The organism is Pseudomonas graminis, from assembly GCF_900111735.1.
GTDB classification, from domain to species: domain Bacteria; phylum Pseudomonadota; class Gammaproteobacteria; order Pseudomonadales; family Pseudomonadaceae; genus Aquipseudomonas; species Aquipseudomonas graminis.
Genome location: NZ_FOHW01000004.1, coordinates 20,015 through 33,421 on the forward strand (window position 1 = coordinate 20,015; position 13,407 = coordinate 33,421).

Annotated in this window: 10 protein-coding genes; 5 read left to right on the plus strand and 5 right to left on the minus strand. The window is 61.6% G+C overall.

Annotation, left to right across the window (positions count from 1 at the left end; translation table 11 throughout):
- Positions 1–3: 3 nt before the first annotated feature.
- The gene (locus BMY98_RS04705) at positions 4–912 is read right to left on the minus strand and encodes a hypothetical protein (protein ID WP_074885418.1); all 909 of its coding nucleotides are present in this window, start codon (positions 910–912) and stop codon (positions 4–6) included.
- A gap of 318 nt (positions 913–1,230) precedes the next feature.
- Between BMY98_RS04705 and BMY98_RS04710 the strand changes: the two genes are divergently transcribed.
- Together BMY98_RS04710 and BMY98_RS04715 are read left to right on the plus strand one after the other, a co-directional pair.
- Entirely contained in the window at positions 1,231–2,928 is a 1,698-nt protein-coding gene (locus BMY98_RS04710) for a molecular chaperone HscC (RefSeq protein ID WP_074885421.1), read from the plus strand.
- A gap of 3 nt (positions 2,929–2,931) precedes the next feature.
- The gene (locus BMY98_RS04715) at positions 2,932–4,533 is read left to right on the plus strand and encodes a J domain-containing protein (RefSeq protein WP_074885424.1); all 1,602 of its coding nucleotides are present in this window, start codon (positions 2,932–2,934) and stop codon (positions 4,531–4,533) included.
- 109 nt (positions 4,534–4,642) lie between these two features.
- Here BMY98_RS04715 and BMY98_RS04720 read toward each other — a convergent pair whose 3' ends face one another.
- The gene (locus BMY98_RS04720) at positions 4,643–5,587 is read right to left on the minus strand and encodes a DNA/RNA non-specific endonuclease (RefSeq protein WP_074885426.1); all 945 of its coding nucleotides are present in this window, start codon (positions 5,585–5,587) and stop codon (positions 4,643–4,645) included.
- Positions 5,588–6,445: 858 nt separating this feature from the next.
- Between BMY98_RS04720 and BMY98_RS04725 the strand changes: the two genes are divergently transcribed.
- Positions 6,446–7,219 carry a TSUP family transporter gene (locus BMY98_RS04725; protein ID WP_074885429.1) on the plus strand — a complete coding sequence of 258 codons (774 nt, stop codon included), beginning with the start codon at positions 6,446–6,448 and terminating at the stop codon, positions 7,217–7,219.
- Here BMY98_RS04725 and nudC read toward each other — a convergent pair.
- Both nudC and BMY98_RS04735 read right to left on the minus strand, forming a co-directional pair.
- The gene (gene nudC, locus BMY98_RS04730; protein WP_074885432.1) at positions 7,181–8,047 is read right to left on the minus strand and encodes an NAD(+) diphosphatase; all 867 of its coding nucleotides are present in this window, start codon (positions 8,045–8,047) and stop codon (positions 7,181–7,183) included. The two genes, BMY98_RS04725 and nudC, sit on opposite strands and share 39 nt — an antisense overlap.
- A gap of 89 nt (positions 8,048–8,136) precedes the next feature.
- Positions 8,137–8,949 carry a crotonase/enoyl-CoA hydratase family protein gene (locus BMY98_RS04735; RefSeq protein WP_074885435.1) on the minus strand — a complete coding sequence of 271 codons (813 nt, stop codon included), beginning with the start codon at positions 8,947–8,949 and terminating at the stop codon, positions 8,137–8,139.
- Between the two features lie 285 nt (positions 8,950–9,234).
- Between BMY98_RS04735 and BMY98_RS04740 the strand changes: the two genes are divergently transcribed.
- Positions 9,235–10,719 carry an ATPase domain-containing protein gene (locus BMY98_RS04740; RefSeq protein WP_074885437.1) on the plus strand — a complete coding sequence of 495 codons (1,485 nt, stop codon included), beginning with the start codon at positions 9,235–9,237 and terminating at the stop codon, positions 10,717–10,719.
- A complete protein-coding gene (locus BMY98_RS04745; protein ID WP_074885439.1) occupies positions 10,716–12,746 on the plus strand; it encodes a response regulator in 2,031 nt (676 codons plus the stop codon). Before BMY98_RS04740 ends, BMY98_RS04745 begins: the two co-directional genes overlap by 4 nt.
- Before the next feature lie 70 nt (positions 12,747–12,816).
- Here the strand turns inward: BMY98_RS04745 and BMY98_RS04750 are convergent, their stop codons facing one another.
- On the minus strand, positions 12,817–13,194 hold the full coding sequence (locus tag BMY98_RS04750; RefSeq protein WP_074885442.1) for a response regulator: 378 nt from the start codon (positions 13,192–13,194) through the stop codon (positions 12,817–12,819).
- Positions 13,195–13,407 lie beyond the last annotated feature (213 nt).

Genomic DNA, 13,407 nt, shown 5'->3' on the forward strand with positions numbered 1-13,407 from the left:
GGTTCAGGCGAACGCCGGCACAGTGGCTGGCCGCCCCCTCACGCTGCTCTCCATGAGCAGCCCAAGGGTACTGAGAAACACATCGAGGCTGAGGATGCCGGTTGCCACGGTCGACAGCACCACCTTGCCCGCCGCATCCCGAATCTCGATTGTCTCGTTCCAGGTGCTGTGATCCATGCTGCGCAGCGTAGACATCGGCACCACGCTGTTCTGAACCAGCACGGCGTCGCGGGAGACCACGATTGGCTGGGTATCTACGTGGAGGAAATCGCCGCCCATGCGCTTGCGCCAGACGTGCGCGGAATTGATGCAATTGAACGTGATGCTGCCACCGTCGTGAAGGGTATCGAGGACCACGGGCTGCCGCGCGTTGAGGTACAGCTCGCGGAAGGTTTCCATGAAGGTGGGAAAGCCTTTCAACGATGGCAGCACCCGGTGAAAGGGTTCGCTGGCAGTACGGCGGAAAGCCAGGTTGGTCATCAACCCGGTGTAAGCCACCTGCCCCGAACTGAACAGATAAACGTCCTGAATCTCGCTGAACGGCACATAGGTTCGGGCGCCACGGGTCGTGTGCGCAATGCCGTCTTCAAACAGCTCATAGCTCGTCTGGCGCTGCCTGTTCTGCCACACATAAAGCCCCAGCACGCCCAACCCGAGGACTGCCAGGAAAGCGCTGGTGGCATAAATCATAAGGTCGGGGCTGGAAAAATTCAGCGTGGTGCCACGAGACGTGGTCAGCTCGACGGGGCCCGCAGCGCTGTGGGGCAACATCGTGCCCAGGTACAAGACGAATCCGGCCAGGCTCAGCAGGACCGCGCCGAAGACCAGCAGAAAAACCAGAAAGCCTTTGCCGTAGCTGAAACTGGCCACGCGCTGGCCAGTGGCAGGTGCCGCCGTTGAGGTTGTTTGCATGGCGACTTTGCATCCCTGTAAAAAGTGTGAATCAGCGCCGTCCAAATTGGCCTGGCGATGGGCTGCCTGGCGCCCTGATAAAAAACGTTGGCGCAGATAAATCCGTCTGTAACCGTGATGCTAGATAGCTTACGCAGAAATAAATTCCCTTTGGATCCCATTATTTTGTAATTTTGCGAAATGTTTCGCAGGCAGTGGGGCGGGTGCATCTGAGGACTTGAACCCCTCGCGCCGATCACTCTCAAATCAGCGCACCCAACCTTCAGGCTCAAGGAAGACAACGCCCATGAAAGACAAGACCCGCACAGGACTTCAGCCATGATTGTCGGGATTGACCTTGGCACCACCAACAGCCTGATCGCGCTCTGGAAAGACGATGCCAGCGTGCTGGTGCCGAACGCGCTGGGCGAGCTGCTCACCCCCTCCGTGGTCGGCCTGGACGACGAGGGTCGGATTCTGGTCGGGCAAGCCGCTCGCGAACGCCTGCACACTCACCCTTCTCTGACCACCGCGTTGTTCAAACGCCACATGGGCAGCGCCCACCAGACGGCCCTCGGCGACCACCTGTTTCGTCCCGAAGAGCTTTCAGCGCTGGTGCTTAGAAGCCTCAAGGAGGACGTCGAGCGCGCCTATGGCGAGACGGTCGTTGAGGCGGTTATCAGTGTCCCCGCCTACTTCAGCGATGCCCAACGCAAAGCCACGCGTATCGCAGGGGAACTGGCCGGCCTCAAGGTCGAGAAGCTGATCAACGAACCCACCGCCGCCGCCCTGGCGTTCGGCTTGCCGCAGCACGGCAAGGAAAGTTCGTTTCTGGTGTTCGACCTGGGGGGCGGGACGTTTGACGTGTCGATCCTTGAGCTCTTCGAGGGGGTCATGGAAGTGCGTGCCAGTGCGGGCGACAACTTCCTCGGTGGCGAAGATTTTGACCGGCTGCTGGCCGAGGCTTTCGTTCGCTCCCAAGCCGAACAGCCAGGCTTTCCCACTCCCGAATCAATCACCCACGCGCTGCACCGCGAGGCCCAACGCCTGCGCATCGCCCTCGGCCAGGCGCGCAGCGGTGAGTTCGTCCTGCGCGTGGACGGCAGGGAGTGGCAGCACACCTTCAGCCAGGAGGACATCGCCGCGCTGTATGCGCCGTTGCTCGAGCGGTTGCGCAATCCGGTCGAGCGCGCCATGCGCGATGCCAGGCTGCAGGTCGGCGATCTGGACGAAATCCTGTTGGTCGGCGGCACCACGCGTATGCCGCTGGTGCGCAAACTGGCGGCGGGCATGTTCGGGCGCTTTCCTTCGATCCAGCTCAACCCGGATGAAGCCGTGGCCCACGGCGCAGCGATACAGGCGGCGCTTAAATCCCGGAACGCGGCCCTGGAAGAAGTGGTGCTGACCGACGTCTGTTCCTACACCTTGGGCATTGAGGTCGCAGAACGGGTCGGCCGGCACCGTGAGTATGGGCACTATCTGCCGATCATCGAGCGCAACACCACCGTACCGGTCAGCCGGGTGAAGACCGTTTACTCTTCCGAAGCGGGACAAACCGGCGTGACGGTGAGCATCTTCCAGGGCGAAAGTCGTCTTGTGCGCGACAACATTCCTCTGGGCGAACTGGAGATTCCCCTTCCGCCGCGCAATGAAGGCAACGTCAGTCTCGACGTGCGCTTCACGTACGACAACAACGGCATTCTTGAATGTCAGGTCACTATTCCCAGCACTGGCGATGCGTTCGCACTGGTGATCGAAAACAACCCCGGCGTGCTCAGCCCTGAAGAAATCGCCGAGCGCCTGCAAGCGCTCGCTGCGCTCAAGGTGCATCCGCGCGATCAGCAGATCAATACGCTGTTGATGGCGCGTCTGGAGCATCTCTATCAAGAGAGCCTGGGAGAACGCCGCGAACTGATCGGTGACTGGGCGAGCCAGTTTCAGCGCGCCCTCGACAGTCAGGACGAGCGCCTCATCCGGCAGACGCGCACGGAGTTGAACGAGCGGCTCAAGCAGCTGGAACATGGCGGGTGGCAATGACCCATGGACACGACGTTCGATTGCTGGAAGATTCTCGATCTCCCCGCCCGCTCCGATGAGCGCAGCGTTAAACGGCAGTACGCCAGACTGCTGAAGGTCACCCGCCCTGATGAAGACCCCGTCGCGTTTCAGCAACTGCGTGAAGCCTACGAACGCGCGTTGCAGCTAGCCCGTGAGGGCCCCGAGGACTGCGCAGACGGGGCAGCGATGAAAGAGACCTTGGCAGCGCCTCTGGTGGCAAGGCCCGCGCCTTTTGCCGGGCCGGTAGTGCGTTCGGCGCACGAACTGGCCGCCGATCTGCTTCAACGCTTTGACGACAACACCGTTGATGACTGCTGGAATGAAGCCATCGCAAAAGGCATCGAAGCGAACTTCGAAGCCTTGCTGTTTGTACGTTGCGTGAACGCGCCGGATGCGCACCCGAACCTGTTGCGATGGGGCCTCGAAACCCGCCAGTGGCTGACACCCTGGCAACAAGTTCGTCCTCGGCACTCCGATCAAGAGCAGCTCGGCCATTTGCTCTCCATGGGCTTGTACCGCAGGCTGGAGCAGCACATGGCGGCCGGCGATGAAACACGCTTCATCGAGTGCCTTGAGCGCCACAGTCGCCAAGGCTGGCTGGGCGATCTGGCCCGTCGTCAAACGCTGCAAAAGCAGGTGCTCGATCTTTTTCTCGAACATAAGAACTGGTCCCCCGCGTTGTTACAGCAGGTTCGGCGGCTGTTCGACTGGGCGGCAGCCGAAGCGGCTGTGCCTATCATCGATGAGCAATGGCACGCCCTGCTCTGGCGCTGCGAAGAGAAGAAATGGCTGGACGAATTGCGTGCGCTCGCACGCCAGGGCGATCAGCATCCCGACCCAGGCGCCACTGCTGCTGCGCTGTTCCTGACCGGTTCATCCGGGGAACGCCTGCAGGCACGCACCGCCACATTCACCGAGGCTGACTGGCAGGCTTGCGAACAATTATCCGAGGACTTCACGAAGCGGTTTCCCGACTGGCCCAAGAGATTTCCGGATCACAATCCATGGTTCTGGAAAGCACTGGTAGGACACGAAAGTCCGCAGCACGTGATGAAGCGAGCCTGCGCCGGCATGACAATCACCCTCGGCCTCGGAATGATGGATCGCCTGCAACCCGACGAGCTTCCCGTCATGGTGATTATGTCGCCGCTCCTGATCCTGCTGGGGGTGCTGGCCGCTTACATGGGCAAATGGCTGTTGGAGCACTGGGTCACGTTCACGGAATCCTTCTACGACATCGATCAACGCGTGAGCGCGTGGTGCGCACGCCACCAACTGACGCGGGATCGGCGTTATCTGGTGATCCGCAACAGCGTGCCGATGTTCGTCGTGGCTTTCACTCTATGGAAATGGCTCGGACTGCTCGGCGTGGTCACGTACGTGATTACTCTCCTGCTCGGCAAACTGCCAACCAGACGCGCGGCGCCGCTGGATCGGCAATACCGGTGGCGACGGCCGTTGCAAGCGATCTACCGGATTGCCGGGCTCAGTCCGCTGCAGTGGCTGTTCGGAGTTGTCATGGTCGTTGTGATCGTTTACGTGCAACAGAACATGCCCGGCACGCTGCTGACCCAAGGTTCCTGAGACCCGGCGATGCGCCGATTAGTCCGGCTGAACGATGCGCTTGGAGGCCTCGGCGGCAAAGCCCGAGGCCCCGTTCCCGGCATAGTCGCCCCACAGGCGCCGCATTGACCTAGAGCCGAATATCCTCCGGCCGTTGAATCAGTGCCTCGATCCGGGTGCCGGTGACCTGCTCTTCATTGGAAAATCCGTCATAGCGCGCCAGCTCGCCAAAACCGATGCCGGTGAGCGCTTCAATCTGCGTAACGCTGCGTCGATACGTCCTCAGTGCGCCAAACATCAGTTCCAGCTTGCCCAGCTCGCGGGTCTGGTCGATGACGTACGCGCTGGCCGAAGGTTTGCCGTCATCGCCGAGGAACGCGACGACTTTCCAGAAGGCTCGGGGAATTTGCACGCCCCGGTACAGCGGGTCGTCACTGCGCAGGACGGGTCCGGTGAAGACCGTGGCTCGCTCTTTCCAGCGGCGAGTGTTTCCCAGGATGAAGTCTTCGAGCTCCAGCCAGGTCTTCTGGTTGAAGGCCGACATCTGCGGCGAGCAGTTGGTGAAATGGAAAGTGTCCTGATTGGCGGTTTGCGCCTCGGCGCCCCAGTTGGGGTCCTGGCGGCGAACCAGATGACCGCGATCCAGCAGGTTGTCGCGGTACAGCTCGTCGCCAATCTGCGCCTCGACCGGCAGGCGACCGTCGTAGGCCCAGGCGTCCTGACTCCGCACAATCTCGACGCTGCTGCCCCCCTCAATGTTCACGCCGACGTACAGCGCGATGCGCCGACTCCGGGACATGCTGACGGAAAAGTGGGTGTAATCCAGACGATTGCCCGGAGTGCCCACGGGAAACACGTCCTCCGCTGATGACGCCGTTGGCCACGGCACGACGAAGTCTCCGAGAAAATCGCCGCTGTAGCCGGACCGGCCTTCCAGCTCCGATGCCGGCGTGACCCGTGCTTGCGGGGTTGAGCGCAGCGCGGTGGCATGGGATGACGGGGCGGCCGTAATGGGCTGAAGATCAGCAAGACGGGGGCGATGGGCCAGGTCCACCTGAGCGTTATGTGTCGGCATCCTGCTTCCTCTTGATTGATGAGGCCCGTTGGCGGGCCCTTTTGATACAACGCACACGATCATGTGCCGCAAAGTGTGAATATCACATGACCCTCGCTGGCTGGACAGCCGCTGGAGCAAATGCGGGTCTCAATCCAGGACCGGCGTTAGCCGGGAAGGCGTCCGGCGCCACACTGCGAAGTTGAGGGTGTTCACGCCGGCCTCTTCCCGGCTGAAGCCGGTCCCACTAACTACAGCCCACGCATCCAGTCGGATTGGCGATGGCCCCTATTGTGGGACCAGCTTTAGCCGGGAAGACGTCAGTGGTTACGCCGCGAATTCAATGTTGGCAAGGCTGGCCTCTTCCTGGCTGAAGCCGGCCCCAATAACTGCAAGTCCACGCATCCAGTCGGATTGGTGATGGCGCCTCATTGTGGGACCGGCTTTAGCCGGGAAGGCGTCCGGTGCCACACCGCGAAGTTGAGGGTGTTCACGCCGGCCTCTTCCCGGCTGAAGCCGGTCCCACTAACAGCACCACGCATCCAGTCGGATTGGCGATGGCTCCTTATTGTGGGACCGGCTTTAGCCGGGAAGGCGTCAGTGGTTACGCCGCGAATTCAATGTTGGCAAGGCTGGCCTCTTCCTGGCTGAAGCCGGCCCCAATAACTGCAAGTCCACGCATCCAGTCGGATTGGCGATGGCGCCTCATTGTGGGACCGGCTTTAGCCGGGAAGGCGTCCGGTGCCACACCGCGAAGTTGAGGGTGTTCACGCCGGCCTCTTCCGGGCTGAAGCCGGCCTACTACACCGCACGCCTTGCAGGTAGAATGCTGCGCTTGCGGGCAGCCATTCTGCCCATCTGCCCGATAAGCGCCTTCCCATGCCTTTCGAACTCACCGTTGAACCCACCACCCTTCTGGTGCTGGCTGTCGTTGCCTTTGCCGCCGGATTCATCGACGCCATCGCAGGCGGCGGCGGGCTGTTGACCACGCCTGCCCTGCTCACTGCCGGCCTGCCGCCGCATCTGGTGTTGGGCACCAACAAGCTCAGCTCGACCTTCGGCTCGGCCACTGCCAGCTACACCTTTTACCGACGCAAGCTGTTTAACCCGGCGCAATGGAAACGCGCGCTGATCGGCACGGCGGTGGGGGCGCTGATCGGTGCGGTGGTCGCGCATTATCTGCCGGCCGAACTGCTGAACCAGATGCTCCCGGTGATCGTGTTCGGCTGCGGGCTGTACCTGCTGTTCGGCGGCACGCCCAAGGCGCCGCTGGACAGCAATGCGCCGATCAAGACCAAATGGCAGTTGCCCCAAGGCCTCGGGCTGGGCTTTTACGACGGCGTGGCCGGTCCCGGCACCGGCGCGTTCTGGACAGTCAGCACGCTGTTGATGTACCCCGTCGATCTGGTGAAAGCCAGCGGCGTCGCCCGCAGCATGAACTTCGTCAGCAACGCCGCCGCGCTGATGATCTTTGCCATCAACGGGTCTGTGGACTGGGTCATTGGTCTGTCGATGGGCCTGGCGCTGATGGTCGGCGCCTTTCTGGGCGCCAGAACCGCGATCAAGGGCGGCGCCAAGTTCATCCGCCCTGTCTTCATCACCGTGGTGCTGGGCTTAACCGTCCGCCTGGCCTGGCAGCACTGGTTCAACTGAGCCTGAGCGCCGGGCCAGATACAGGTCGATCAGGTAGCGCGCAATCGAGCGACTGGCCGGCAACGGCGGCAGGTCATGGATGCTGAACCACTGGGCGTCTTCTATTTCGTCTGCCTGGGGGACGATGTCGCCCCTGTCGTATTCCGCATGGAAGCCGAGCATCATCGAGTGCGGGAACGGCCAGCACTGGCTGCCCATGTACTGGATGTTCTTGACCGTCACCTGAACCTCTTCCATCACCTCGCGCCGTACGCAGTCCTCGGCCGACTCACCCGGCTCGGCGAACCCGGCCAGCGTGCTGTAGACCCCCGACACAAAACGCGGCGAGCGCGCCAGCAGCACTTCATCGCCACGGGTGATCAGCACGATCATGCTCGGCGAGATCCGCGGATAAGCGCGCAGATTGCAGTGCGGGCAATACATCGCCCGCTCGCCCGGCACTTGCTGTGCCGGTTGACCGCAACTGCCACAAAAACGGTGTTCACGGGCCCAGGTGCTGATCTGCGCCGCGTAGCCAAGCATCTGGAACACATCAGCGTCGTCGGCGAGCATGAACTGGCGCAGGGTCTGCCACTGCGAGCCCTCTAAATCCAGGGCCGGACCCACCTCCTGCGAATCCCGAAGGGTCTGTACGTACACCGGCTCGCCATCGAAATGGCCAATGCCGTGCTCGTGCATCAAGGGCAGGTCCTGCCGCTTCAGCCATTCGCGCGGGAACAGCACGCCGTTACTGTCCTTCAAAAAGCCCTGGTCACTCTGAACCACAGCCCAACCGCCGGGTGCCTGGACATCAAGTACGGCGGTGGTCCAACGCTTCGGGCGCGTCATGCCTCAACTCCTCTGATCACCGAGCTGCCCGTCCCCAGCTCGATAGAGAGCTCAGAAGCGGCAGGCGGTCATGCATTCAAATAGGTCAATCAATTGTCGAAGACCGGCTTCTGTTTGCTCATGTGAGCCACCATCGCCAGCTTCAGGTCGGCCGATTGCAACATGGCAGCGTTCCAGGTGGCAATGTATTCGAGGCCGTCGTCCACGCTGTGATCGCGCATGTAGCCGATCATCCGCTTGCTGCCACTGATGGCGATGGGGGACTTGCCGGCGATGTCCCGGGCGATGGCGAACACGCCTTCGAGCAACTGCGGCAGGTCGCTGAACGTGCGGTTGACCAAGCCAATGCGCAGCGCTTCTTCGGCGCCGACGTTGCGGCCGGTGTAGGCCATTTCGCGCATCATGCCGTCCCCGATCAATCGCGGCAGGCGCTGCAAAGTGCCGACATCCGCCGCCATGCCCATGTCGATTTCACGAATGGAAAACAGCGCATCGTCCGCCGCGTAGCGCATGTCACAGGCACTGATCAGATCGATGGCGCCGCCGATGCAATAGCCCTGAATGGCGGCGAGCACCGGTTTGCTGCAACGGTCGACTACGCTAAAGGATTCCTGCATCTGCAGAATCTTGCGGCGCAGCAGGCGAGCGTTGCGGCCCACGTCCTTGCCCAGCTCGCTGGCCACCGAGGCGAGCAGCGTCAGGTCGATGCCGGAAGAGAAGTGTTTGCCCGCGCCACTGAGCACCACCACGCGGACGTCGTCGGTGTCGTCGACCCAGCGGAAAATCTCGATGATCTCCTGCCAGAACGCGGCGTTCATCGCGTTGATTTTCTCCGGACGATTGATTTGCACGTGGGCAATGTGGTCGGCCAGTTCGACCTTGAACGCACTGTAGTCAGACACGGCTTCAGATCCTTTTATGGGCCATATGGGGGTTTATTCCTTGACGCCGAATCATAGCAAGTCAATCTGTGCGCCCGCAGGCCACGGTTGCGCCATTTGCCGGACCTCGAATCTGCTGCCCCCCGTCTCGCAAAGCCGTCGGTCGGCCCGCAATAAACTGAACGCTCCCAGCCGGTAACGGTCCAGAGTGATGGCTGCATGTAACCGGGGTTCCCGGCCATGTCTGCCTGGGTAGCCGGCCTGTTCCGGCGCCCGACCTTTTCTCAGGTCGCAAGAGGGCGATTCTTGACTACATCAAAAGCGGCAACCGGTATCGTGGGCCTGGATGACATCCTTGCGGGTGGCCTTTCGCGCAGTCACGTGTTTCTCCTGGAAGGAGAGCCCGGCACCGGCAAAACCACCGTCGCGCTGCAGTTTCTGCTGGCAGGCGCAGCGGCGGGCGAACGTGGTCTGTACATCACGCTGTCTGAAACCGAGCGCGAATTGCGCGACGGCGCCCGCTCCCACGGCTGGGAGCTGGACGAAAACATCTCGGTGTTCGAACTGACACCCCCTGAAGATTTGTTGAACGCTGCTCATCAGCAGAGTTTGCTGTATTCCTCGGACCTTGAACTGGGCGAGGCGACTAAGCAGATTTTCGAAATTGTCGAGCAGGTCAAACCTTCGCGGGTGATCATCGACAGCCTCTCGGAAATCCGCCTGCTGGCGCAAAGCTCGTTGCGTTATCGCCGGCAGATCCTGGCGATCAAGCATTACTTCGCGCGCTACGACACTACCGTCGTACTGCTCGACGACCTCACCACCGAATCCCTGGACAAAACCGTCCACAGCGTTGCCCACGGCGTGATCCGCCTCGAAGGCCAGACGCCGACCTACGGCGCCGAACGTCGACGCCTGCGGGTGGTGAAGTATCGCGGTCAGAAGTACCGCGGCGGCTATCATGACTTCAACATCATGGACGACGGCATTCAGGTGTTTCCTCGCCTGGTGGCGGCCGAGCACCGTACCGGGTACGTCAGCCGCCAGCTCAGCAGCGGCATCAAGGAAGTCGACGCCCTGCTCGGTGGCGGGCTGGATACCGGTTCCAGCACTGTGATTCTGGGGCCTGCGGGCACCGGCAAATCGTTGATCGCGTTGAAGTTCGCCGCTGCGGCGGTGGAGCGCGGCGAGAAGGCGGCGCTGTTTATCTTTGATGAAGAACTCGGGCTGCTGTACAGCCGGATGAGCAAACTGGGCATTGATCTTCGCGCACTTGAGGAGACTGGCAATCTGCTTATCCAGCAAGTCGATGCCGCTGAATTGTCCCCCGGTGAGTTTGCCCACCGCGTTCGCCGCTGCGTCGACGAACTGGGCATCCAGACCGTCGTGATCGACAGCCTCAACGGCTACCAGGCCGCGATGCCTGAAGAGAACGCGCTGGTCCTGCACGTGCACGAATTGCTGCTCTACCTCAATCGTCATGGCGCCTCCACGTTCATGACCGTTGCCCAGCACGGTCTGGTCGGCGACATGCAGACCCCGGTGGACATCACCTACCTCGCCGACTCAGTGATCCTGCTGCGTTATTTCGAGGCGCTGGGTCAGGTCCGTCGGGCCATTTCTGTCATCAAAAAACGCACAGGCACCCATGAGTCAACTATTCGTGAATACCGCATCAGTTCGTCCGGCATGACCATCGGCGAACCGCTGGAAGCCTTTCAGGGCGTACTGCGTGGCATCCCTCAATATCTCGGTGATAATAATCCGCTGCTGCGGGACACCGACGCGTGAGCACTCCGGGACAGTTATCGGAACGGGCCATTATCCTGGCCCCTCTCGGACGCGACAGCCTGATCGCGTCGACCATGCTGCAGGAAGCCGGCTACCCGGCGATCATCACCCCCGACCTGGGGCAGCTGTGCAATGAGCTGATGTCCGGTGCCGGTCTGGCGATCATCGCCGATGAGGCCTTGCGCGGCGCTGACATCAACCCGCTGCTCAGCTTGCTGGCCAATCAGCCGGCCTGGTCGGACTTCCCCATCGTGTTGCTGACCCATCACGGCGGCCCCAAACAGAACCCTTCAGCCCACCTGGGCAAGATGCTCGGCAACGTCACGTTTCTAGAGCGGCCGTTCCACCCGGCCACGCTCATCAGCCTGGTGAGCACCGCCGTGCGCGGGCGCCGACGACAGTACGAAGCCCGCAGCCGCCTCGAGGAATTGCAGGAAAGCGAGCAGCGCCTGCAACATGCGCTCAAAGCCGGGCGACTGGGTTCCTGGCAGCTGGACACCCAGTTCCTCGGCCTCGATTGCTCGGACATCACCAAAGCGCACTTTGGCCGGGACGAGCGCGACACGCTCTCGTACCACGACTGGCTGGGTGCGGTGCATGCTGAAGACCAGCCCCGCATGCAGTCGATGTTGCAGCAAACGCTGGACAGCGGCGCCGATTTCATCATCGAGTTTCGCAACGTCTGGCCGGACGGCTCGGTGCATTGGGTCGATATTCGGGCCCGGGCGATCCGCGCGCGCGATGGCCGCGTCACCCTGCTGTCCGGCGTGACCTCGGACATCACCGAGCGCAAGCTGGCCGAACAGCAGCTGCGCCAGCTCAACGAAACCCTGGAGCAGCAAGTCGAGGAACGCACCTCCCAGCTGCGCCACAATGAAGAAGTCCTGCGTCAGTCGCAGAAGATGGAAGCAGTGGGCCAGCTCACCGGGGGTATCGCCCACGATTTCAACAACATGCTGACCGGTATCATCGGCAGCCTCGAACTGCTGAGACGACGCATCGCTCGGGGCCGCACCGACGACCTGGATGGCCTGATTGACCTGGGCGTTACCTCGGCCAATCGCGCCGCCGCCCTGACCCACCGTTTGCTGGCGTTCTCGCGGCGCCAGTCGCTGGACGCCAAGCCGGTCTTGATGAATGACCTTGTCAACTCCATGGGCGAACTGCTGAACCGCAGCGTCAACGAGAGCATCCGTCTCGACATGTGCCTGGACCCGGAATTGTGGACCGCCGAGGCCGACCCGAACCAGCTCGAAAGCGCCCTGCTCAACCTGGTGCTCAACGCTCGCGACGCCATGCCCGATGGCGGCATGCTGATGATCGAGACCTTCAACCGCAGCCTGGACCGCGATTTCACCAACGCTTACGAGAATCTCCTGCCGGGTGACTACGTGGTGCTCAGCGTGCGCGACACGGGCTGCGGAATGCCGGAAACCGTCATTAGCCGGGCATTCGATCCGTTTTTCACCACCAAGCCGATCGGCCAGGGTACCGGTCTCGGTTTGTCCATGATCTACGGCTTCGTCAAGCAATCCCACGGGCACGTCGCCATCGAGAGCCAGGTTGGCGACGGCACAACCGTCCAGCTGTTTCTCCCGCGTTACCACGGGGCGGCGCAGCAAGATGACCCCGCCCTGCCCAACGACACGGCCCAGGCCCGTGAAGGCGAAACCATTCTATTGGTTGAAGACGATCCGGCCGTGCGCGCACTGGTCAGCCAGGTGCTGAGCGAACTGGGTTACGCGTACGTGGAAGCGGGTGATGCCGCCGGGGCGATTCCGATCCTGGAATCGGGCCAGCGCATTGACCTGATGATCAGCGACGTCGGCCTGCCGGGCATGAATGGGCGTCAGCTGGCCGACATTGGTCGGCAGTTGCGCTCGGATCTGAAAGTGCTGTTCATCACCGGCTACGCGGAAAACGCCAGCGCCCGCTCGGGGTTCCTTGAAGAAGGTATGCAGATGATCACCAAACCGTTTGCCTTTGACCAATTGACGGCCAAGGTGCGGGAGATGATCGAGGGCTGAGGCAGGCGCTGCAGACACAAAAGCCGGCGATTGCCGGCTTTGTTGTTTTTGTTGCTCAGGGTGGAGGAAATCAGTTGAGCAGGGTTTGAATCTGCGAGTGCAGCGTTTCCATGGTGAACGGCTTGGCGAGAATCGGCGCCTTTTTGGTGATCGGGCTGCCGCAGTCAACGATCTCTGCCGGGTAGCCACTGATGAAGATGACCTTGAGCTCCGGTCGCAGCTTGACGGCGGGCTCGGCGATCATCACGCCAGACACCCCGCCGGGGAGGCGGTAATCGGTGATCATCAAATCGAGGTGGGGTTTGGTGGCAAGAATTTCGAATGCCTGCTCCCCGTTCTCCGCCTGCAACACCCGATAGCCTTCGCCCGACAGGTAATCGGACAGCAGCATCAGAATGAGCGGCTCGTCTTCGACGATGAGTACGACATTTTCTGCATCAGAGCTCATTTGAACGCCTTTGATCTTATAGATAGCTGCCATTACGACCATGGCCCGCGCTGGAGGTTGCGCAGGTTGATGAGTTATTTGATTGATCACCGGATGGGTCGGCCTAACGGCCTCCTGTTTCGCCTTCGGCGAGTTACTTGGAAAAGCACCCCAAGTAACCAAGGGTGCCTGCTCCTGGTTGGGCCCGACTTCGTCGGGTTCCCTCACTCCGAC

Bases quoted from the DNA above. Each gene is read 5' to 3' on its own strand.
- BMY98_RS04720 (WP_074885426.1), bottom strand. From the start codon at position 5,587: ATGCCGACACATAACGCTCAGGTGGACCTGGCCCATCGCCCCCGTCTT.
- BMY98_RS04705 (WP_074885418.1), bottom strand. From the start codon at position 912: ATGCAAACAACCTCAACGGCGGCACCTGCCACTGGCCAGCGCGTGGCC.
- BMY98_RS04710 (WP_074885421.1), top strand. From the start codon at position 1,231: ATGATTGTCGGGATTGACCTTGGCACCACCAACAGCCTGATCGCGCTC.
- BMY98_RS04750 (WP_074885442.1), bottom strand. From the start codon at position 13,194: ATGAGCTCTGATGCAGAAAATGTCGTACTCATCGTCGAAGACGAGCCG.
- BMY98_RS04725 (WP_074885429.1), top strand. From the start codon at position 6,446: ATGCCTTTCGAACTCACCGTTGAACCCACCACCCTTCTGGTGCTGGCT.
- BMY98_RS04715 (WP_074885424.1), top strand. From the start codon at position 2,932: ATGGACACGACGTTCGATTGCTGGAAGATTCTCGATCTCCCCGCCCGC.
- nudC (WP_074885432.1), bottom strand. From the start codon at position 8,047: ATGACGCGCCCGAAGCGTTGGACCACCGCCGTACTTGATGTCCAGGCA.